Origin of the sequence: Streptomyces sp. NBC_00289 (assembly GCF_041435115.1) — a bacterium.
GTDB lineage: Bacteria > Actinomycetota > Actinomycetes > Streptomycetales > Streptomycetaceae > Streptomyces.
The window spans coordinates 4,070,569-4,090,725 of the sequence record NZ_CP108046.1; the positions used below are offsets into that span (position 1 = coordinate 4,070,569).

Here is a 20,157-nt window from a genome sequence, read left to right on the forward strand (position 1 = left end):
GACACAGGTGACGGCGGGCCCGGGACCCCGCACGCCGTTGTACGGAGCCTCGCCGGTACAGGGGTGTGGCCACCGCGGCCGGCCGTGACGATGATGCTGGTCAGGGCGCACTCGGCGACCGGCCGCGGAGTCTTGACGGGAGGAGGGCTCAGCCCAGGCGCTCCACGAGCGCGCGGTACTGGTCCCACAGCTCCTTGGGGGTGTGGTCACCGAAGGTGTTGAGGTGCTCGGGGACCAGGGCGGCCTCCTCGCGCCAGACCTCCTTGTCCACGGTGAGGAGGAACTCGAGGTCCGACTCGGCCAGATCCAGGCCCTTGGTGTCCAGGGCCTCCTTGGTCGGCAGGATGCCGATGGGGGTCTCGACGCCCTCGGCCTTTCCTTCGAGGCGTTCGACGATCCACTTCAGGACGCGGCTGTTCTCGCCGAACCCGGGCCAGACGAACTTGCCCTCGTCGCTCTTGCGGAACCAGTTGACGTAGTAGATCTTCGGGAGCTTCGCCGGGTCCTTGTCCTTGGCGACGTCGACCCAGTGCCCCATGTAGTCGCCCATGTTGTAGCCGCAGAACGGCAGCATGGCGAAGGGGTCGCGGCGCAGCTCGCCGACCTTGCCCTCGGCGGCGGCGGTCTTCTCCGAGGCCACGTTGGCGCCGAGGAAGACTCCGTGGTTCCAGTCGAAGGACTCCGTCACCAGCGGGACCGCGCTGGCGCGGCGGCCGCCGAAGAGGATCGCCGAGATGGGCACGCCCTTCGGGTCCTCCCACTCGGGCGCGATGATCGGGCACTGGGCGGCGGGAGTGGTGAAGCGGGCGTTCGGGTGGGCGGCGGGGGTTCCCGACTCCGGCGTCCAGTCGTTGCCCTTCCAGTCCGTCAGGTGGGCCGGGGTCTCCTCCGTCATGCCCTCCCACCAGATGTCGTTGTCGTCGGTCAGCGCGACGTTGGTGAAGACGGAGTTGCCCCAGAGCGTCTTCATCGCGTTGGCGTTGGTGTGCTCACCGGTGCCCGGCGCGACGCCGAAGAAGCCGGCCTCGGGGTTGATCGCGTACAGCTGACCGTCCTCGTCGAACCGCATCCAGGCGATGTCGTCGCCGATCGTCTCGACCGTCCAGCCGGAGACGGTGGGCTCCAGCATGGCGAGGTTGGTCTTGCCGCAGGCGCTCGGGAAGGCGGCGGCGACGTACTTGGACTCGCCCTGCGGCGGGGTCAGTTTGAGGATGAGCATGTGCTCGGCGAGCCAGCCCTCGTCCCGCGCCATGACGGACGCGATGCGCAGGGCGTAGCACTTCTTGCCGAGCAGGGCGTTGCCGCCGTAGCCGGAGCCGTAGGACCAGATCTCGCGCGACTCCGGGAAGTGGGAGATGTACTTCGTGGAGTTGCACGGCCACGGCACGTCCTCCTCGCCCTCGGCCAGCGGCGCTCCGAGCGTGTGCACAGCACGCACGAAGAAGCCGTCGTCGCCGAGTTCGTCCAGGACGGGCTGTCCCATGCGGGTCATGGTGCGCATGGACACGGCGACGTAGGCGGAGTCGGTGATCTCGACGCCGATCGCGGAGAGGTCCGAGCCGAGCGGGCCCATGCAGAACGGGACGACGTACATCGTCCGGCCGCGCATCGAGCCGCGGAAGACGCCCTGGTCACCGGTGAAGATCTCCCGCATCTCGGCGGGGGCCTTCCAGTGGTTGGTGGGGCCGGCGTCCTCCTCCTTCTCGGAGCAGATGAACGTCCGGTCCTCGACCCGCGCGACATCGGTCGGGTCGGAGGCGGCGTAGTAGGAGTTGGGGCGCTTGATCGGGTCGAGCTTCCTGAAGGTGCCCTTGCGGACGAGCTCCTCGCTGAGTCGCTCGTATTCCGCCTCGGATCCGTCACACCAGACCACGCTGTCCGGCTGCGTCAGTTCGGCGATCTCGTTCACCCACGAGATCAGGTCCTTGTGCTGGGTGGGAACGGTGGAGGGAGCCGCGATGTCGCGCGCCACGATTGCTCCTAAATGAGGGGTTTTTTGTGTTGGAGGCCCCGTGGGGGCTGCGGCCCGGATGCTTCTCGAGGAAACCTTGGCGCTCATCCGGTGCCGACCGCACTCATATGATCATGCGACGCGAGTGCCCATATGTCCAGGGGGCCTCACAGGTGAGCGACGTGAGGATCGCCACGCCCCACGGTGTTTCCAGACGTGTCTTTGCGTACACGTTGAGTTCGGCTGAAGGTTCTTTTGCACAAGGTGCCGCGCGCCAACTGCCGTGAGACGATGGCCACTCTTCGCCACTTCTCGGGCCTCGCTCATCCGTAACCTACGGTTGCGTAGGTACGATGGTCCGCATGACTGCGCCCGTCCCCGACGCGCCCCTGGACCCGCCGGTCACCGGCCGCGGCCCCGTCGCGCTCTCCCTGCCGCACCCGGTCAAACCCAAGCTCCGCGGCTGGCTGCATCTCGGCATGTTCCCGGCCGCCCTCGTCGCGGGCCTGGTACTGACCGCCCTCGCCGGCACACCCCGCGCCCGGGTCGCCTGCGGAATCTACGCCCTGACCGCCTGCCTGCTGTTCGGCATCAGCGCCCTGTACCACCGGGGCGACTGGAGTCCGCGCATGGACGGCGTCCTGCGCAGACTCGATCACGCCAACATCTTCCTGATCATCGCGGGCACCTACACCCCGCTCACGATGCTCCTGTTGCCGGGCGCCAAAGGGCAGTGGCTGCTGTGGAGCGTGTGGGCCGCGGCCCTCGCGGGCATCGCCTTCCGCGTCTTCTGGGTCGGCGCCCCGCGCTGGCTCTACACGCCCTGCTACATCGCCATGGGCTGGGCGGCCGTCTTCTTCCTGCCGGACTTCATGCGCACGGGCGGCATCGCCGTGCTGGTCCTGGTGATCGTGGGCGGGCTGCTCTACAGCGCCGGCGGCGTCATCTACGGGCTCAAGCGACCCAACCCGTCCCCGCGGTGGTTCGGCTTCCACGAGGTGTTCCACTCCCTCACCGTCGCCGCGTTCGTCGTGCACTACGTCGGAATCTCCCTGGTGGCCTACCAGCGCACCTGACACCCGCGACGATCCCTCCGTACGGCCACGGCTTTCGAGCCGTGGCCATTTTTCTGTGCTCGGAGGTACTGCCCATTGACAGTGACTTGATTTTGAGAGCTACTCTCATTTCATGGCTACTGTCACTCAAGGCGAAGGCGTGCGTCCCGAACCACGCCGTTGGTGGGCCCTCGGGGCCCTGGTCGCGAGCATGCTGGTGCTCGGCTTCGACATGACGATCCTCAACGTGGCGCTGCCGACGATGGCGGAGCAGCTCGGCGCGAGCACCGGCGAACAGCAGTGGATGGCCGACGCGTACGTCGTCGTCTTCGCGGCCCTGATGCTCCCGGCCGGACTGCTCGGCGACCGGTTCGGGCGGCGCGCCATGCTGATCACCGGGCTCGCGATCTTCCTCGCGGGCTCGGTGCTGGGCTCCCTGGCCGGCGACGTGAACTGGGTCGTCGCGGCGCGCGCGGTGATGGGCGTCGGCGCGGCCCTCGTCACGCCGCTGGCGCTGTCCGTGCTGCCCTCGCTCTTCGCACCCGAGGAGCGCACCAAGGCCGTCGGTATCGTGTCCGCCGGCTCCACGCTCGGCCTGCCGCTCGGCCCGATCGTCGGAGGCTGGCTGCTCAACCACTTCTGGTGGGGCTCGGTCTTCCTGATCAACATCCCGATGGCCGCGATCGGCATCGCCGCCTGCGTCTTCCTGCTGCCCGAGACCAGCGACCCGGCCTCCCCCAGGGTCGACGCCGTCTCCACCGCACTCACCGCGACCGGGCTCGGCGCCCTCATCTACGCGATCATCGAAGCACCAGGCCGCGGCTGGACCGACCCGCTGGTCCTCGGCATGTTCGGCGCGGCCGCGGTCCTGATCGCCGCGCTGGTGCGGCGGGAGCGCCGGGCCGTCCGCCCCATGCTCGACATGGCGCTCCTCGCCCGCCGCGGCTTCCTGTTCAACACGCTCGCGGCGACCCTGGTGATGTTCGTCCTGTCCGGCCTGATGTTCGTCCTGCCGCCGTACCTCCAGGCCGTCCTCGGCAACGACGCCCTCGGCACCGGGGTCCGGCTGCTGCCCATGATGGGCGGCCTGATCGTCGCGGCGAGGGCGGCACAGCCGGTCGTCAACCGGTTCGGGGCCCGGGCGGTGGTGAGCGCCGGTCTGGTGGCCCTCGCCTTCGCCGCGCTGCTCGGCAGCCGTACGACGGTCGACTCGGGGTACGGCTTCACCGCGCTGTGGCTGTCGGTCGCCGGCGTCGGCTTCGGTTTCGCCGTCGTCCCCGCGATGGCCGGCGCCCTCGGCACCCTGCCCACCGACCGCGCCGGCAGCGGCTCGGGACTGCTGATGACCCTGCGCCAGGTCGGCGGCGCGATCGGCATCGCGCTGCTCGGCAGCCTGCTCGCGAGCGCCTACCGCGACCGGCTCGACGTCACCGGTCTTCCCGCCGAGGCGGCCCACACCGCCGGGGAGTCCGTGGTCGCCGCCCATCTCGTCGCCGAGAAGGCGGGCTCGGCGCAGCTGGCGACCGCCGCGAACAGCGCGTACGTCCACGGCATGGGTCTGGCGCTGCTGGTGTGCGGGGTGGCGGCACTGGCCGCCGCGCTGCTGGCCGCCGCCTTGCTGCCGGGCAGTCCGGCGGCCCGGCGCACCGCCCGGGCCGAGACCCCGGCCAAGGACCCGGCCATGGCCGCCCCGCACGCCGATGCCCGACAATGAGCCCATGACGGCTCCACGCACCACCGCCCCCGCCGACCGCCCCCAGCTGGGCCTGCGTGAGCGGAAGAAGATCAAGACCCGCGAGGCGATCCGCACCGCGACGTACCAACTGGTCAGGGAGCAGGGGTACGAGGCCACGACGATCGAGCAGATCGCCGACCGCGCCGAGGTGTCGCCGTCGACCGTCTTCCGCTACTTCCCCACCAAGGAGGACATCGTCCTCACGGACGAGTACGACCCGATCCTGCTGGACGAACTGCGGGCCCGGCCCGCGGGTGAACCGTGGCCGGACTCCATCCGTCACGTGATGCGGGAGGCCATCCGCACGGGGGTCGAGGAGGACGCGGAGGTGGCGCGGCTGCGCACCCGGCTGATGGTCGAGGTCCCCGCGGTGCGGTCGCGCATGATGGAGAGCATGTCGGTCAGCGGCCACATGCTCTGCACCGCCATAGGCGAGCGCACCGGCCGGGACCCGGACAGCCTGGAGGTACGGGTCTACGCCATGTCCCTCATAGGCGGCCTGATGGAGACCTCTCTCTATTGGGCCGCCAACGGCCACCGGGACGACTTCAGCGCCCTCGTCGACCGCACCCTGGAGGTCCTGCAACACGGCCTGCTCAGGGAAAACGGCTGAGCCGCCGCCTCGCTCCCGTGGCATCCTGAGCCGGTGACCGCACCGGAGATTCACGTCGCGTACGCCCCCGAACTGGCCGTGTTCCTCCCGCACGAACGGCGCGCGGGCACCAGCGCGCTCACCACCGACGGTGTCTCGTCCCTCGGCCACGTCGTCGAGTCGACCGGCGTTCCGCTGACCGAGGTCGGGACCCTTCTCGTGGACGGCCGCGAGGTGCCCACCTCGCACGTCCCGGCGACCGGCGAATCGGTCGAGGTGGGGGCGGTCCGGCGGCCCCAGCAGGTGCCCGGCGCCCCGCTGCGCTTCCTGCTCGACGTCCATCTCGGCACCCTCGCCCGCCGGCTGCGCCTGCTCGGCGTGGACACCGCCTACGAGTCCACGGACATCGGCGACCCCGCCCTCGCCGCCCGCTCGGCCGCGGAGAAACGGGTCATGCTCAGCCGCGACCGGGGTCTGCTGCGCCGCCGTGAACTGTGGGCGGGAGCCTTCGTCTACAGCACCAGCCCCGAGGAGCAACTCCGCGACGTTCTGGAGCGGTTCCGGCCCGAGCTGCGGCCCTGGACCAGGTGCACCGCCTGCAACGGCCTGCTGAAGGAGGCCACCCTGGAGGAGGTGGCCGACCAGTTGCACGGCGGGACGCAGCGGTCGTACGACGTCTTCGCGCAGTGCCGGCAGTGCGGGCGGGCGTACTGGAAGGGCGCGCACCACGAGCAGCTGGTGGCCATCGTGGAGCGCGCCCTTCAGGAGTTCGCGGGTGACCGCTAGCTCTTCCTGACCTTCTTCACGTCACCCTTTCCGCAGGCGACGCCGTCCTTGTCGCGGTCCAGGCCCAGCGGGTCGTCCCCGCCGTTGATCTTCAGGCGGCCGTAGTCGTTCGCCTTCAGCCAGGCACACCGCGCGGCCGTCGTCTTCCTGACCGTGGCCGGGAAGGCCGTGGGCACGCAGACGTTGATCGAGCCGTAGTGCCGGTCGCAGCCGGAGATCGTGGTGCTGACCTTCTGCGAGGCGCGCTTCTTGCCGGGCTTCTGCACGGTCCCCTGGAGGGAGTCCGCGAAGGAGTGGACATGCGCGGAGGCGTCGGTGGCGCTCAGCGCCGCCGGACCCTGGAGGTGCACCCACTTCGCCACCGACGGGACCCCGTTGGCATCGACCGCGAAGAGCATGTACCAGCCGGGCGGCGCCATGTTGGGGTTGCTCGTCACGTTCAGGTCGACGTTGTTGCCGGTCACCGACAGGGGCAGGTCCACGAACCGCTGGTTGGGGTCCGAGGAGTGCGTGACGGCGGCCGGTCGGATCAACTCGGCCTTGGCGACGGGGCGGTCGACCGTGATCCGCTGGGTGTCGCCGTAGTTCCACTCGGTGTCGATCACCGAGGTGATCGTCGGACGCGTGCCCTTGAGCAGGTAGGGCGGGGTGTAGATCGACACGTTGTGGTTCCAGGTGCCGTTGCCCGGGTTGTCGCCGGTCGACATCACGCGGCCGTCGGGCAGCAGGAACGAGGACGAGTGGTAGCCGCGGGCCTGGGGATCGGCGGTCACCGGGTCGAAGGTGTTGGTCGCCGGGTCGTAGAGCGACGACTCGAAGACCGGGTCGGCCCGGTTGTGCAGCGCGCCGCCGGTCTCCAGCACCTTGCCGTCCGGCAGCAGTACGGCGGAGACGTACATCTTGCCCTGGGCGCCGGTCTCGGCGACCTTGCCCGCGCCGAGGTCGACCGTGCCCTGCGGCAGCGGGGGCCCGGCCACGTACGCGGGGTTCGCGGCCTTCAGGTCGATGACGTCCGTCAGCCGGTTGCCGTCCGGGTTGGAGTCGATGTTGCCGCCGCCGAGGGTCAGGACCTTCTGGTCCTGCGCCGGGGGCAGCAGGACGCTCGCCGACTGGTCGCGCTGGTCCTTGTTCTGCAGGCCGGACACGGACGTGACCGTGTTGGCGTTGTAGTCGTAGATCGCCGAACCCGTGCCGGGGATGTTGTTGCCGAAGACATGGCTGCCCGAGTAGAAGAGGCGGCCGTCCTGCATCAGGATCATCGACGGGTACAGACCCCAGTACGACCAGGTCTGGTTGACCTTCCACAGCGGCTGCCACTGCTGCTCGGCGTCCGACCAGTACTCGGCGGTCACCGAGCCGGTCGAGTCCTCCTTCAGTCCGCCGAAGGAGATGACGTCACCGTTGCCGAGCTCGGTCGCCGACGGGTACCAGTGACCGTCGTTCATGTCGTTGGTCTTGCTGTACGTCTCGGTGACCGGGTCGAAGACGTACGAGTCCTTGAAGCCCTCGTAGCCGTGTCCGCCCGCCATCGGGTACGCCTTGTTGCCGCTCATCACCAGCACCCGCCCGTCCTGGAGCTGGACGTGGCCGGAGCAGAACATGTCCTTCGGCGTGGGGATGACCTTGTACGTGCCCGCGACCGGGTCGTACACCGCCGAGGTGAAGGTGCCCGCGTTGAACTGCTCCTCACTGTTGCCGGAGCCCGCGATCAGCAGCACCTTGCCGTTGTTGAGGACGACGGAGTGCATCGAGCGGACCGGGTTCTGCGTGGGCAGCACGTCCCACCTGCCGTTCGCGCACTGGTCGGCCGTGCCCGTGCAGGCCGCGGGCGGGACGACGTCGGGGACCTGGTCCATCGTGTAGTCGTCGGTGGTCGCCGAGCCCGTGCCGTACACGGACGCGCCCCAGGTGATGCGGTCGGTGCCCGCCGGGACCGGAGGGGTGCGGACCGTCGCCCTGGTCCAGCCGCTCTGCATGTCCAGGGTCTTGAGGTCGGTCCAGTACTGCCAGCCCGCCGTGGTGTCGTGCCGGAAGAGGGTGACGGCCGCGTCGGGCGTGGACGTCTTGTACCAGAGCCCCAGGTCGTACTGCTTGCCCACCGTGACCACCGGCGCGCACTCCGTCGACTCGGTGATCAGCGCCTTGCGGTCACCGTCGACCCGGCGGGTCAGCGCGACCTTCATGGCCTTGGTGCCGGAGTGGGCGTCGGAGGTGGTGGTGAAGGTGAAGTCGTTGTCGCCCCAGCCGGACTTCTCCCAGCAGTACGGCATCGGGTCCGAGCCCGCGGTCTCGAACCCGGGGTTCTTGACGAGGTTGGCGGCCGAGGCGGGTTGTGGCGAGACCAGCAGCAGGCCGGCGGTCAGCGCGGCCACCCCCAGCATCGCGGTTCTTCTTCGGTGCTTGTTCACACGGCTCTCCTTGCTGTGCCGCTCCCGGCGGAGGCGGTACGGCCCCGCCGCGGGAGATAGACCAGCGCCTCGGTCCCGGCGAAGCGCAGGACGAACGTCGTGACCAGCGCGAGCGCGGTGGCGGTCAGCGCGCCCATCCCGAACCGGTGCACGAACAGGGCGATCAGCGGGATGCGCAGGACCAGGTCGGCGTTGGCGAGCAGCGCGAACCGGCCGACCCTGTCCCACCAGCGCCGGTGCCCGCGGCGGTCCCGGAACAGGAGGTGCTCGATGAGCACGAAGTTCCAGGCCACACCGAGCTGGTTGGCGAGGATCTCGGCGGGCACGTAGTGCAGGCCGACGAGCGTGAGGGCCCACAGGCCGAGCAGGTTGGGGACGAAACCGGTCGCGCCGATCAGCCCGAAGCCCACCATCCGCGCGACGGGCGAGGCCGTCCGCAGGCCGACCAGGTGGCGCAGGAAGCGGAAGCCTTCCTGCGCACTCGACTTGGACTCCCCCGCGAACCGGTCCTGGAAGACGAACGGCACCTCGGTGACCTGGCGCGGGCGGCTGCGCACGGCGAGTTCGAGGAGGATCTTGTAGCCGAGCGGCTTGAGCGCGTCGGCGGTGATGTTGCTGCGGCGGATCGCGAAGAAGCCGCTCATCGGGTCGCTGATGCCGTGCAGCTTGCGCGGGAAGAGGGACTTGGTCAGCCAGGTCGCCCCGCGCGAGACGGCCACCCGGTAGCTGCCCGCGAGCCCGGCACGGCTGCCGCCCTTGATGTAGCGGGAGGCGACGACGAGCCCGGCGTTCGCCCGCTCGCCGGTGGCCACCAGCTCCGGCACCAGTGAGGGCGGGTGCTGGCAGTCGCCGTCCATGACGACGATCCAGTCGGACCCGGCCGCCTTCATGCCCTCGACGACCGCGCCACCGAGTCCGCCCACCGGCTCCTCGCGGTGCAGCACCGTCACGGGAAAGGGGCAGTCCTTCGCCGCCGCACGGATGACCTCCGGCGTGTCGTCGGTGGAGTCGTCCACGAAGACGACCTCGCAGGGCAGCCGGGCCGGCACCGACTCGGTGATCTGGCGCAGCAACTGCCGTACGTTCGCCGACTCGTTGAAGGTCGGGACGACGATGGTGACGGCGCCCGGCTCGGGCACCTCTTCCAGGCTCGCCCGGGCGACCGGATCGTTCAGCTGTCCCGGAACGGTGTAGTCCTGGCTCATCGTTCGCCTCCCGCGGCGCTGGTCTGGATCTGCCGGATCTCGATCCGGTCCGCTCCGGTGCCGAAGACGGCGACGGGCGTCGAGTGCTTGATGGCCGCCTTGACGTTGGGCAGGTCGACCGCGTCGCGCCGCACCGTCGGGGAGGCGACCACGTAGTCGATGTCCTTCCAGCCGTGCGGCATCGTCTTCGTCACCGCGGGGTCGAGGTCGGCCTTGTAGAACCAGATGACCCCGAGCCCGGGCCGGTACCCGGCGTGCACCAGGTCCAGCCAGAGCGCGTCGTCGACGAGAACCCGGGTGTCCTCCGGGTCGTCCACCTCGGTGGCGAGCCACTGGGAGGCGGCCCGGTAGGGGGCGTTGGCGTCGGTGGTGAGGGCGGTCCGGTCACCGTCGTACCAGTGCGGTACGACGTAGGCGCCGGCGGCGAGCGCGAGGACACCGGCGAGTGCGTACCGGCCGCCCGTGACGTACCGGCTCTCGCTCCCGGCCCGCCATCTGCGCAGCACCCCGTGGGCGACCGAGGCGGTTCCTCCGGCGAGGACGAGCGCGAGGAAGGGCAGCGCCTGGATGACGTACATCGCGGGCAGGTAGCCGTTGGGACGCATCGCGACCACCGCGAGGATCGCCACCGCCAGGGACGGTCCGGCCAGCGCGCGGGCGGTGACCGACCAGCGCCAGGTCGCCAGGAGCAGCAGGGCGCCCGCGAGGCCGCCGACGATCAGGACCCGGTCGTAGTAGAGCCACGACTGGAGCACGCCGTAGGAACCGGAGACCCGGTCGAGGACGAAGCCCGAGCCGGGCCTGGTCATCTGGTACTGGAGCCCGTCCCAGAGGGACACATGGCCGCTGCCGGGCAGCAACTCGCCCTTGAGGAGGGCGAACAGGGGATACGAGAGGCCGATCATCACGCAGGCCGTGATGGCGCCGGTGAGCGCGAACTTCCGGGTGTCTCGGTGCCCGTGCCGCCACATGGTCAGCAGCAGGGCGGGCAGGATGACGAGCATCGTCTCCTTGGTGAGCACGGCCGTGGCGGCCGCGATGCCCGCGCCGAAGTGATGCCAGAGATGGCGGCTGGGTGAGGCGGCGAGGGCGAACGCCAGCAGCGTCCACATCACCGCGAGGTTGTCGAGGAAGATCTCGCGCTGGAGCACCACCGACAGCGGCGACAGGCCGAAGAGCGCCATGCCGAGGCCGGCGGCCCAGCGCGGCAGGGACAGCCGGCGCCCGAGCACGTAGACGAGGACCGCGCTGGCCGCGCTGACCACCAGCATCATGACGCGCATCGAGCCGACGGTCATCGAGTCCGGGCTGAACAGCGAGGGTATCCAGGTCAGCACGGCTATCTGGATCCAGCCGAGCGGCGGGTGGTCGTACCAGTACGTGTAGTGGGCTAGGCCCTTGCCCTGCTGGACGGCCCAGGCCTGGGCGAGGTAGGTGCCCTCGTCGTCGCTGAGGGTCGGGTAGTCGGCGATGTTCCAGCCCTGCACGACGAGGATCGCCACGAGGAGCGCCCCGCACAGCAGGAGGTCGGGTCGGGAGGTGCGCAACCGCTTCGGCGGTCCTGTTCGACTGGTCGAACGGACGTCAGGCGCAGGCTGCCGCTGCGCGGTGACCTTGACGGTGGTCACCGCGGGAAGGGTGGAGGTCACGCAGGGACGTCCTCTCGGGACTCGCGGAACACGCCGGCTTCGGTCAGGTGGGCGCCGACATGAGTGGTCAACTCCCAGTCGTTGCGGCCGCGCTGCTCACGCCAGACGGCGCGGATGGCGGCCCCGGCGAGGAGGACCTGGTAGAAGGGGCCGCCCGCGATGAGCTTGAGGTAGTGGACGAAGCTCACGCGCAGCCCGTACTGCTTGCCGAAGTCGTGCAGCCCGACAAGCTCGAAGACGAAGGTGACGGCCGCTGTGACGGCCGGCAGGAAGGTGATGAACGCGATGCCGACGGGCACGTCGAGGAAGAGCGCGACCGCGAAGTTGAGCGGGATGATGACGCCGGAGAAGGCCTGCAGGAACGGTGTCATCAGCGTGTACCGGGCGAGCAACCGCTGGCCGAACCCGGGCAGTTGCTTCCAGTCCTTCTTGCGGTAGACCTGAAGGAAGCCCTGGTTCCAGCGGGTGCGCTGCTTGAGCAGCGACATCAGGGAACCGGGGGTCTCCTCCCGGGTCACCATGTCCGAGTCGTAGGCGACGACGACCTTCTTGCCCACGCTGGACAGCCGCACGCCCAGGTCGCAGTCCTCGGCCAGGCAGTTGGAGTCCCAGCCGTCGGCCTCCCGCAGCACCTCGGTGCGCACGAAGACGGTGTTTCCGCCGAGCGGAATGAAACCTTTCTGCGCGTGCAGGTGAAGCCGGGAGCGGAACCAGAAGAAGTACTCGAGGCAGTTGCGCAGGCTGTACCAGCTCGAGTGGAAGTTGATCAGCTGGACCCCGCCCTGAACGACGTCGGCGCCCGTGGTGCGGAACGCGTGGTCGACGTGGGCCAGCAGCTCCGGATGGACCTGGTCCTCGGCGTCGAAGACCCCGACCACATCGCCCCGGCAGTGCGGCAGCGCCGTGTTCATGGCCTTCGGCTTGTTCTTCTTCTCGTGCGTGTCGACGACGACACGGACCCGCGGGTCGCGTTCGGCGGCCCGCTCGGCCACCGCCGTCGTCTCCGGGTCGTCGTGACCCACGATGACGATGATCTCGAAGTCGGTGTGCGTGGACTCCAGCAGGCGCTGGATGGTGTGGTCCAGCACGGCCTGTTCATGGCGTGCCGGAAGAAGCAGCGAGAAGGAGACGTGTTCGTCCCCGTCCGGGCTGCTGAATCGGGTGGAGGCGAGCACTTCGGGCGTGCGCCACGCGTGCATCTGCCACCACAGGGTGAAGGCCGCCATCCAGAACAAGGCAAGCGAAACGGCAGCGATGAAGACGGACGTAAGCAACAGATCCCCCCAGATCCCAAAGCCCCCTGTCGCGACGGTGCGTTACACCTGTCGCGTCACTGTGCAGAGATTAGGTGGGGACTGTGAAAAGGGGACGCTGCTCCGATAAATAGCGTGTTTCGGAATGGTGGGGACTAGGCGGGATCTTTCCGAACACGTGCCTTAATCGGACGCGCGAAATACACCCCGCCGTACCGGTATGTCCCGCGCTTCAGCCGCCCAGCGCGGCACGCAGCCGCTCCGGGTCGGTCGTCGGGGCGTCACACGTGAAGTTACGGCAGACGTACGCCGTTGGTTCACCGCCGACCAGGGGCCGGTCGCCGAGCAGCGGGAACTCGTCACTCTCCGGAGTACCGACCGCCACCACCGACCCCGGAGCCGCACCCAGAAGTGCCGTACGGTGCAAGGCTTTTGTGGCCGGATCGTCGATTGCCGGACCGACCACCGCGACCTCACGCGGCCCGTCGAGCAACGCCTCCGCGACGGCCAGCCCCCAGCCGACGAACCGGGGCACACGCGGCCCGAGCGCCTTGACCACACCCAGCGCCCGCTCCGCCGCGGTGCGATGGGCCTCCGATCCGGTCTGGGCCGCGTAACCCAGCAGCGCGCCCGCCGCCGCGGTCCAGCCGGACGGCGTCGCGTTGTCGGTCGGGTCCTGCGGCCGCCGGATCAGCCGCTCGGCGTCGGCCGCCGTGTCGAACAGGGCGCCCGACTCCGGGTCCGCGAACCGGGCCAGGACGTGGTCCAGGAGGAACCCGGCGAACTCCAGCCACACGCCCTCCCCGGTGACGGAGGCCAGCGCGAGGAAACCCTCCGCCACGTCGGCGTAGTCCTCCAGCACCCCCGCGTTGGCCCCGGCCCGACCGTCCTTGCTGGTGCGGGCGAGCCGCGCGTGATCGTCGAGATGCAGCCGTACGAGGAGATCGGCGGCCCCGACCGCCGCCTCGACCAGGTCGGGGCGGTCGAAGTAGGCGCCGGTCTCGGCCAGCGCCGCGACCGCGAGCCCGTTCCAGGCGGCGACGACCTTGTCGTCACGGCCGGGGGCAGGCCGCTGCGCCCGGCTCCGCAGCAGCCGCTCCCGGACGGACTCGATCCTCTCGGCGTCGTGCCCGCCCTCCCGCTGCGGGAGTTGCAGGACGGAGGAGCCGTGCTCGAAAGTGCCCTCCTCGCTCACCCCGAAGTGCTCGGCGGCCAGACGCGCGTCCTCCTCGCCGAGCACCTCGGCCAGCTGCCCGGGCGTCCACACGTAGTACACGCCCTCGACGTGCCGCCCCGTCCCGTCGTCGCTGTCGGCGTCGAGCGCCGAGGCGAACCCGCCCTCGCTCGTCCGCAGTTCCCGCACCATGAAGTCGGCGGTCTCCAGCGCGACCCGCCGGGCCAGCTCCGATCCGGTGGCCCGCCAGAGGTGGGCGTAGACCCGGCAGAGCAGGGCGTTGTCGTAGAGCATCTTCTCGAAGTGGGGCACGACCCAGTCCCGGTCCACCGAGTAGCGCGCGAAGCCGCCGCCGAGCTGGTCGTAGATCCCGCCCCGGGCCATGCGCTCACAGGTGTCCCGCGCCATCTGGAGCGCGCCCTCGGCGCCGGTCCGCGCGTGATGCCGCAGCAGGAACTCGATCACCATGGACGGCGGGAACTTCGGCGCCCCGCCGAATCCGCCGCGCTGCGGGTCGTACTCCCGGGTCAGCCCGAGCAGCGCCTGCGCGAGCTCCTCCTCACCGGGTGCCCTGCTGTCGCCGTAGGAGATCTCCCGCCCCGCCAGATCCCGCACGATCTTCCCCGCGACCTCGGCAACCTCTTCGCGCCGCTCGGTCCAGGCCTGCCCGACCCCGTCGAGCACCTGCCGGAACGACGGCATGCCGTGCCGGGGCTCCGGCGGGAAATACGTCCCGAAGTAGAACGGCTCGGCCTCCGGTGTCAGGAACACGGTCATCGGCCAGCCGCCCTGGCCGGTGGCCGCCTGGACGGCCTCCATATAGACGGCGTCGACGTCGGGGCGCTCCTCACGGTCGACCTTGACCGGGACGAACTGCGCGTTGAGCCGGTCGGCGGTCTCCGGGTCCTCGAAGGACTCGTGAGCCATGACATGACACCAGTGGCAGCTGCTGTACCCGACGCTCAGCAGCACCGGCACACCGCGCCGCCGGGCCTCCTCGAACGCCTCGGCCGACCAGGGCCACCAGTCGACGGGGTTGTCGGCGTGCTGGAGAAGATAGGGGGACGTCTCGTGGGCCAGTCGGTTCGGCATACGGTCCATCCTGCCGCAGTACCCCGGAAACACCGGACAGCACCGGGTACGGCGCGGCCGGTGCGCGGGGCGGGCCCGCACGCGTCCCGATGATCCCGCCCTCTCCCCTCCGACCAACATCGGCAGCACACTTGACCGTGCAACCCGTTGCCGCCGGAGGGGGAATGACATGCGGGACAGTCATCGGGCCGAGGCCGAACGGTTGTTGGCCCGGGCCGTCGAGGAGGAGGTGCGCCGGTCCGGCGGGCGCACCGACGGGAGCGTGCTGTTGTCACGGGCGCGCGGCTCACTGGACGCCATGGCCCAGACGGCCGCCGAGGAGTACGAGGCGTACACGCGCGCGCAGGACGCGGCGCGGGCCGGGCAGCTCACGTTCGGACAGCGGTACGCGCGCGAGGGCGCCGGCACCCCCCTGCTGGTGGCCGGTGTCGCGGCGGTGGCCGCCGCGGTCGCCGATCTGGCGCTCGGTACCGGTGCGGGCACGGCGCTGGGCGCGGGAGTGACCGTGGGTGTGGTGGGTGCGGCGGCGACGGTGGTGAAGGTGGCGGGCTCGCACGTGCCGGCCGCCCATCACCGGGCGGGCGCCATCGGTCAGCCCGGCGGCCCCGAGCAGTTGCGTCTGCAGTGGCTGACGGCGCTGGAGGTGCGGGGCATCCGTCCGTTCCTCGACCAGCAGCGGGTACGGAACGCCTCCACCGGACCGAAGAGGACGGGGCCGCGGCTGCGCGGCACCGACAAGAGCGCGGCGGCCCGCGGGCGCAGTGTGCTGCAGCAGTCGTTCGGTCAGCTGCCCGAGCCGGCGGATCCGTTCGCGGGGCGTCGGCAGGAGCTGGGGCGGATCCGGCAGTGGGTACAGGCGGCCCGCGCGAGCACCGAGACTCGGCCGACGGTCGTGGTGCTGCACGGTGCCCCCGGCAGCGGTCGTTCCGCGCTCGCGGTCCGGGCCGCCCACGACCTCCGGGACCAGTTCCGCGGTGCCTGCCTCGTCGATCTGCGCGGTGACAGTCCGGAGGAGCCTCCGCTGCCGACCCGCGACGCGCTGCTGCACCTGCTCAACCGTCTCGGCGCCCCGCGCGAGCAACTGCTGTTCCGGGAGCGCTCCTCCCCCGACCAGCAGGTCAAGCGCCTGGGTGAGCTCTACCAGCAGCATCTGACCGGGGTACCGGTGACGATCATCCTGGACGACGCCCCGGATCCCGAGCAGGTCCGCGCCCTCGTCCCCGAGCGCTCCGACAGCCTGGTCCTGGTGACCGCCCGCAAGCCGCTCGAGCTGCCCGCCGGGCTCTCGGCCTGGGTGCACCAACTGCCGGTCGAGTCGCTGGACGGGGCGGGCGCCGAGGAGCTGCTGGGCGCGGCGGCGCAGGACGGTTCCGGTCCCTACGACGCCGAGGCCACCGACCGGATCGGCCTGCTGTGCGGCGGGCTGCCGCTGGCGCTGCGGATCGCGGGCTCGTCCCTGGGCCCGCGCTCGCCCCGCCGGCTGGCCACCGATCTGGAGGCGTACGGGCCGGTGGAGCCCGTCGAGCGGGTGCTGTGGCTGCGCTACACCGACCAGGCGGACGCGGCACGCCGGTTGTTGCGCCGGCTGGCGCTCGCCGGCCGGGCCTCGCTGGGCGCCGCGGCGGCCGCCGCGCTGCTGGCCACGGACCGGACGGAGGCGGGAAGCCGGTTGGAGGCCCTGGCCCGGGCAGGACTGATCGACCATGTCCGCGGTGACCGTTACCGCCTGCACGACTCGGTCCGCGCCTTCGCCCAGGCGCGGCTGGCCGACGAGGAGGAGCCGGCCGAGCGTACGGCGGCGCAGGAGCGGCTGATCGTGAACTACGCCGAGCTGGCGGACTCGGTGCTGCGACTGGTCGACGGCAACATGTCGACCCGCTCGGACCGGTTCAGCCCGCACGGCTTCACCTCTCTCGACGAGGCGTTGCGCTGGCTGGACGACGAGTCGAGCTTCATCACGGCGACGCTCCGGCACGCGGAGGGCGTCGACCAGGGTGCCGTGCTGAACCTGCTCGGCGCCCTGTGCGACTACTGCCTGCTGCGCGGCGACCTCTACCGGCTGGGTGAGATCAGCGAGCTGGCGCAGGCCGTCGACCAGGGGCTGCTGGTGCGCTCGGTGCAGTGGCGTACGGGTATCGCGGCCCGTCAGCTGGGCGAGCTGGACAAGGCGCGGACGACGCTGACCTCGGTGGTCGACCTGTACATGGAGGCGCATCACGACGCGGGCGCGGCCCGCGCGCTGTGTTCGCTCGGCATCACGCTGCATCACCAGGGCAACCTCGCCGAGGCGGCGGAGAGACTCCGGGAGGCGCTGGAACTACAGGCGGCACCCGAGCTGGACACGGACCGTGCCTGGACGATGCACGCGCTGGCGGCGGTGGAGCGCGACCGCGCCCACGTCTCCGAGTCGCTGGACCTGCTGACCCGCTCGCTGGTCCTGCACCGGGCGGGCGAGTCGGTGCACGGTGAGGCGTGGGCCCACTTCCAGCTCGGCCAGCTGGGCCTGCGCATGGGTGACGTGCCGCGCGCGGAGTCGGAGCTGCGGACCGCCCTGGACCTGTACGGCCGCACCCGCGACGCCCGCGGCGAGGCCTGGGCGCTGACCCAGCTGGCGCGGGCCCGTCTGGTGGACGGCGATCCCGTCACGGCGGTGGACGGCCTGCGGCAGGCGGCCGCGCGCCACCGCGACAACGAGGACGCCCGCGGCGAGGGCTGGACGGTGTACTACCTGGGACAGGCCCTGGAGGAGACGGGCGACCTGGAGCACGCGGTCCGTGAACTGGAACGCTCGCGCACGATGTTCTCGCGGATGCGGGACGTGTACGGCCTCGCCTGCGCCCGGCATCATTCGGCCCGGGTCACGCGTGACCAGCGCGCCGCCCAGACGGGCTCGTTGCGCAACTCCGGCTTCGCCCGGCAGCTCCTGGTCGACGCCCGCGCCGACTTCCAGCGCATCGGGGTCGCCCACGGCGAGGCCTGGACGTGCCTGGAGCTGGTGGTCGTCGACGCGGGCAACGGCCGTACGGGGCAGGCGCTGGAGCTGTGCGACGAGGCGGCGGCCCTGTTCGCGTCGTACGGCGACCGCCGCGGTGAGGACTGGGCCCGCTTCCTGCGCTGCACCCTGTTGCCGTACGCGGCTCCCGGCGGTGTGGAGGTCGGCACGGCGGTGGCCCAGCAGGAGCTGGCGGAGCTGTCCCGCGCGGGGCATCCGTCCCGGGACGGGAAGCTGGAGGACTGTCTCGAGGCGTACCAGCTACTGCTGGAGCGGGGGGTCGACCTGGACGCGGGATGGCAGGCATGGCGGCTCGGCATGGTGCCGAACCGCCACGCGCGGGAGGTGATGGGGGTGGCGGTGCCGGCCGAGCGCTGACGCCCGGCGGCGGACCGGCGCCCTCCGCCTCCGCGCGGGTCAGCCCCGCGGGGCCTTGCTGTCAGCCGCCTTGCCGTCGGCCGAGGCGCCCTCGGCCGCGGCTGCGGCCTCCGGGTCGGAGTCGGCGGGCTGCTTGAAGTCGACCTTGCCCATGTGCTTGCTCATCGACTTCATCAGGGCCCACACCGCCAGGGCCATCGCCGCGAAGACGATGAAGCCGAGGACGCCGGGGGTGACCTTGTTCTCGTCCACCTCCTTGGCGAGGGGGACGAGATGCGTCATTGCCAGGCTTGCGCTTGCACTCATGTCAGGCATTGTCGCGGATGCCCGCAAAGAGGTCGTCCTCGGGGAGGGAGCTGTCCACGAGGGACTTCGCGAGCTCGTACTCCTCGGTCGGCCAGACCTCCCTCTGGAGGTCCATCGGGACGCGGAACCAGCCGCCGTCGGGGTCGATCTGCGTGGCGTGCGCGATCAGTGCCTTGTCGCGGATCTCGAAGAACTCGGCGCACGGGATGTGCGTGGTCAGCGTGCGCTCGGTGCGCTCGAACTCCGACCACCGCTTGAGCCAGTCCCCGTACGGCGACTCGAGGCCGCGGTCCAGCAGCGCGTTGTGCAGCGCCTCGGTGCGCGGGCGGTTGAAGCCCTGGTTGTAGTACAGCTTCAGCGACTGGTACGCCGGGCCGAACTCGGCCTCGGGGTACTTCTCGGTGTCCGCCGCGCCCTCGAAGGCCACCATCGAGATCTTGTGGGTCATGATGTGGTCGGGGTGCGGGTAGCCGCCGTTCTCGTCGTAGGTCGTGATCACCTGGGGACGGAACGAGCGGATCTGCTTCACCAGCTCACCGGCCGCCTTGTCGACGTCCTCCAGGGCGAAGCAGCCCTCGGGGAGCGGCGGCAGCGGGTCGCCCTCGGGCAGGCCGGAGTCGACGAAGCCGAGCCACTCCTGCTTGACGCCGAGGATCTCGCGGGCCTCGTCCATCTCCTTCTTGCGTACCTCGTGGATGTGCTCCTCGATGTACTTGTCGCCCTGCAGCTTCGGGTTGAGGATGGAGCCGCGCTCCCCACCGGTGCAGGTCACGACCAGTACGTCCACCCCCTCGGACACGTACTTCGCCATGGTGGCCGCGCCCTTGCTCGACTCGTCGTCGGGGTGGGCGTGCACGGCCATCAGTCGCAGCTGGTCAGTCAAGACTCAATCCTCGTAAGTCGGCGCCCGGTGTGAACGGGTGCGATCGGCGGCTTCTATAGTGACCGAATCGGGGGGCGAATAATTCCGGGGCCGGGTTCTCGGAGCCCCTTCGGGGCCTCGGTCCCGCCCTGCCGAGAGGACGATCATGAGTACGGCGAGCACGCGGCTGCCCGAGGGCCGGTACGGCCGCTCCTCGGACGAGCGTTCGGACCGCAGGCTCAAGACCGTCGGTGCCGTCCTCGCGGTGGCGCTTCTCACTCTGGTCGGCTACTTCGCCTACCACTACGTCGGTGAGAACGAGATCAGCGCGCAGGTGATCACCTTCGATCCCTCGAAGGACGCGGTGAAGGTGCATCTGGAGGTCCGCAAGGACTCCGGTGCCAGTGGTTACTGCACCCTGCGGTCCCAGGCGGCCAACGGCGCCGAGGTGGGCCGGGCCGACTTCCACTTCGACGGGAGCGACACCCGCATCGACCGGGTCGTCACGCTGCGTACCACCTCGCCGGGCACGACGGCCGAGCTCCTGGGCTGCCACTCCGACTGACCTCAGCCCGAATACGTAGACGCTGACCTGCGCTGACGTAGTTCTGGGGGCTTATGTCCTCCCCCTTACGCCGCTGAATTGTTAGGCTCGTGGTTTCGCCCTTCCGTGAAAGAACATTCTTCTGGGTAGGGCGATGCTTTGTATCCCCAGTACC

14 protein-coding genes are annotated in these 20,157 nt (G+C 70.4%); 6 read left to right on the forward strand and 8 right to left on the reverse strand.

Annotated features, from left to right (window positions below):
* Window positions 1–148 precede the first annotated feature (148 nt).
* On the reverse strand, window positions 149–1,972 hold the full coding sequence (locus OG985_RS18440) for a phosphoenolpyruvate carboxykinase (GTP) (protein ID WP_371669444.1): 1,824 nt from the start codon (window positions 1,970–1,972) through the stop codon (window positions 149–151).
* Between the two features lie 341 nt (window positions 1,973–2,313).
* Between OG985_RS18440 and OG985_RS18445 the strand changes: the two genes are divergently transcribed.
* The 4 genes from OG985_RS18445 to OG985_RS18460 all read left to right on the forward strand — a co-directional run bounded on the left by OG985_RS18445 (window position 2,314) and on the right by OG985_RS18460 (window position 6,119).
* Window positions 2,314–3,027: a hemolysin III family protein gene (locus tag OG985_RS18445; protein WP_371669445.1), complete on the forward strand. Its 714-nt coding sequence runs from the start codon at window positions 2,314–2,316 to the stop codon at window positions 3,025–3,027.
* A 112-nt stretch (window positions 3,028–3,139) separates the two neighbouring features.
* On the forward strand, window positions 3,140–4,720 hold the full coding sequence (locus OG985_RS18450; RefSeq protein WP_371669446.1) for an MFS transporter: 1,581 nt from the start codon (window positions 3,140–3,142) through the stop codon (window positions 4,718–4,720).
* A 4-nt stretch (window positions 4,721–4,724) separates the two neighbouring features.
* Window positions 4,725–5,354 (forward strand): TetR/AcrR family transcriptional regulator, encoded by a 630-nt coding sequence (locus OG985_RS18455; protein ID WP_371669447.1) that lies wholly within the window; start codon window positions 4,725–4,727, stop codon window positions 5,352–5,354.
* A gap of 33 nt (window positions 5,355–5,387) precedes the next feature.
* Window positions 5,388–6,119, forward strand: coding sequence for a Mut7-C RNAse domain-containing protein (locus tag OG985_RS18460; protein WP_371669448.1), 732 nt, complete (start codon window positions 5,388–5,390; stop codon window positions 6,117–6,119).
* Here the strand turns inward: OG985_RS18460 and OG985_RS18465 are convergent.
* From OG985_RS18465 to OG985_RS18485, 5 genes are all read right to left on the reverse strand, one after another.
* Window positions 6,116–8,500, reverse strand: a complete 2,385-nt coding sequence (locus OG985_RS18465; RefSeq protein ID WP_371674418.1) for a galactose oxidase-like domain-containing protein — start codon at window positions 8,498–8,500, stop codon at window positions 6,116–6,118. The genes OG985_RS18460 and OG985_RS18465 overlap by 4 nt on opposite strands.
* A gap of 23 nt (window positions 8,501–8,523) precedes the next feature.
* Window positions 8,524–9,732 carry a glycosyltransferase gene (locus tag OG985_RS18470; protein WP_371669449.1) on the reverse strand — a complete coding sequence of 403 codons (1,209 nt, stop codon included), beginning with the start codon at window positions 9,730–9,732 and terminating at the stop codon, window positions 8,524–8,526.
* Window positions 9,729–11,381: an ArnT family glycosyltransferase gene (locus OG985_RS18475; protein WP_371669450.1), complete on the reverse strand. Its 1,653-nt coding sequence runs from the start codon at window positions 11,379–11,381 to the stop codon at window positions 9,729–9,731. The genes OG985_RS18470 and OG985_RS18475 overlap by 4 nt, the downstream gene beginning before the upstream one ends.
* The gene (locus tag OG985_RS18480) at window positions 11,378–12,655 is read right to left on the reverse strand and encodes a glycosyltransferase (RefSeq protein WP_371669451.1); all 1,278 of its coding nucleotides are present in this window, start codon (window positions 12,653–12,655) and stop codon (window positions 11,378–11,380) included. Before OG985_RS18480 ends, OG985_RS18475 begins: the two co-directional genes overlap by 4 nt.
* Before the next feature lie 211 nt (window positions 12,656–12,866).
* Window positions 12,867–14,900, reverse strand: a complete 2,034-nt coding sequence (locus OG985_RS18485) for a thioredoxin domain-containing protein (RefSeq protein WP_371669452.1) — start codon at window positions 14,898–14,900, stop codon at window positions 12,867–12,869.
* A gap of 169 nt (window positions 14,901–15,069) precedes the next feature.
* Here OG985_RS18485 and OG985_RS18490 point away from each other — a divergent pair, with 169 nt between their 5' ends.
* The gene (locus OG985_RS18490; protein WP_371669453.1) at window positions 15,070–18,270 is read left to right on the forward strand and encodes a tetratricopeptide repeat protein; all 3,201 of its coding nucleotides are present in this window, start codon (window positions 15,070–15,072) and stop codon (window positions 18,268–18,270) included.
* Window positions 18,271–18,309: 39 nt separating this feature from the next.
* Here OG985_RS18490 and OG985_RS18495 read toward each other — a convergent pair whose 3' ends face one another.
* Window positions 18,310–18,585 carry a hypothetical protein gene (locus tag OG985_RS18495; protein ID WP_371669454.1) on the reverse strand — a complete coding sequence of 92 codons (276 nt, stop codon included), beginning with the start codon at window positions 18,583–18,585 and terminating at the stop codon, window positions 18,310–18,312.
* The gene (gene mca, locus OG985_RS18500) at window positions 18,578–19,438 is read right to left on the reverse strand and encodes a mycothiol conjugate amidase Mca (protein ID WP_371674419.1); all 861 of its coding nucleotides are present in this window, start codon (window positions 19,436–19,438) and stop codon (window positions 18,578–18,580) included. The genes OG985_RS18495 and mca overlap by 8 nt, the downstream gene beginning before the upstream one ends.
* Before the next feature lie 166 nt (window positions 19,439–19,604).
* Between mca and OG985_RS18505 the strand changes: the two genes are divergently transcribed.
* Entirely contained in the window at window positions 19,605–20,003 is a 399-nt protein-coding gene (locus OG985_RS18505; RefSeq protein WP_371669455.1) for a DUF4307 domain-containing protein, read from the forward strand.
* Window positions 20,004–20,157: the final 154 nt, after the last annotated feature.